Here is a 1407-nt window from a genome sequence, read left to right on the forward strand (position 1 = left end):
CGCCTCGAACCGCTCGGCCTCGAAGAACAGCGCCCAGCCGGAGCCGAAGCGCCGCAGCACATTGTTCAGCCGTGCGCAGGTACCGACCAGTTCCGCCTCTGTGGCACTCTCCAGATCAGGACCACGGAAGCGCAGCGTGTGCTGGAAACTGCCGTCCTTGTTGAGAACGATGCCGGGTGCCACCAACGCGGCCCAGGGCAGGTGATCGGCCAGCCGGTCGGATTTGGTGCGATATTCCGCGAGGTTCAACATGAGAAAAAACCTCGCTGGCGAAGGTGGCGGACGAGCACCGGCGCGAAATCCGGATCGCGCTTGGCGGCGAAAACGCTGAGTGTGTGTCCCGCCACCCAAAACAGAATGCCCGCCAGCCACATCTGCAAACCAAGGCCGAGGGCCGCGGCCAGTGTGCCGTTGACGATGGCGATGCCACGCGGCGATCCACCCAGGAGGATCGGTTCGGTCAGTGCGCGGTGCAGGGGCGCCTCGAACCCATCGACAGGCGTGCTCACGAGACCAGCGCCCCGCCGCCAAAGCCGAAGAAGGACAGAAAGAACGAACTGGCGGCAAAGGCGATGCTGAGCCCGAAGACGATCTGGATCAGCCGCCGGAAACCGCCCGAGGTCTCGCCGAAGGCGAGCGACAGGCCGGTAACGATGATAATCAGCACGGCGACGATCTTAGCGACCGGTCCCTGCACGGAATCGAGGATCTGCTGCAGCGGCTGTTCCCACGGCATGTTCGAACCGGCGGCATAGGCCACATTGCCCAGCCACGGCGTGAGCAACGCACCGGACCCGATGCGGCACAGGATGGGGGAGATTCGGGCGGACGGGCACGACGTGGCTGGTGTCGGCGCCGGCGTTGGCGATGGCACGCATCGCCACACGCCGATCAGCGATATTTTACTTCTCGATCGACCGGACCGGGGTGCCGCGGCGTGCGATGGTGCGGTCCGTGCGTACCTGGCCGCGAACGCAGCTTCTGACGGTCGCGCGGAGAAAAACAGTGTGGTCGGCGATGAACTGGGCGGGTGCAAAGACATGGTTGGTCCTTTCGGTTACGGCGCAAACGACCGGTACGGGTTGAGGTCGGCCAGGGCATAATCGCCATTGGCGTCGAGGCCGGTGACTTCGCTGATCGTCTCGATCCGCCGGGCGAGGCCGCGTCCCTGGATGAACACCACGATGTCGATCGCTTCGGCGATCAGCCGGCGCGGCACGGTGACGACCGCTTCCTGGATGAGCTGCTCGAGCCGGTACAGCGCGGCACGCCCGGAATTCGCGTGGACCGTGGCGATGCCGCCGGGATGGCCGGTGTTCCACGCCTTCAGCATGTCGAGGGCTTCGGCACCGCGGACCTCGCCGACGATGATCCGGTCCGGCCGGAACCGCAGGGTCGAGCGCACCA

Annotated in this window: 3 protein-coding genes and 1 pseudogene; all 4 read right to left on the minus strand. The window is 65.7% G+C overall.

Translation table 11 applies throughout. The features are described 5' to 3' along the window. A pseudogene (locus AiwAL_RS20160) lies at positions 1-252 on the minus strand (conjugal transfer protein TrbE); the annotation flags it as partial. Beyond that, on the minus strand, positions 246-509 hold the full coding sequence (locus AiwAL_RS20165) for a VirB3 family type IV secretion system protein (RefSeq protein ID WP_262313489.1): 264 nt from the start codon (positions 507-509) through the stop codon (positions 246-248). The gene AiwAL_RS20165 and the pseudogene AiwAL_RS20160, both read right to left, overlap by 7 nt. Beyond that, complete coding sequence (locus AiwAL_RS20170) at positions 506-811, minus strand: TrbC/VirB2 family protein (RefSeq protein WP_262313491.1); 306 nt, start codon at positions 809-811, stop codon at positions 506-508. The genes AiwAL_RS20165 and AiwAL_RS20170 overlap by 4 nt, the downstream gene beginning before the upstream one ends. A gap of 246 nt (positions 812-1057) precedes the next feature. Then, positions 1058-1407: ATPase, T2SS/T4P/T4SS family (locus AiwAL_RS20175; RefSeq protein ID WP_262313490.1), on the minus strand; the 350-nt coding region annotated here is incomplete at its 5' end.

Origin of the sequence: Acidiphilium sp. AL (assembly GCF_025499445.1) — a bacterium.
In the GTDB taxonomy this organism is placed as follows: domain Bacteria; phylum Pseudomonadota; class Alphaproteobacteria; order Acetobacterales; family Acetobacteraceae; genus Acidiphilium; species Acidiphilium iwatense.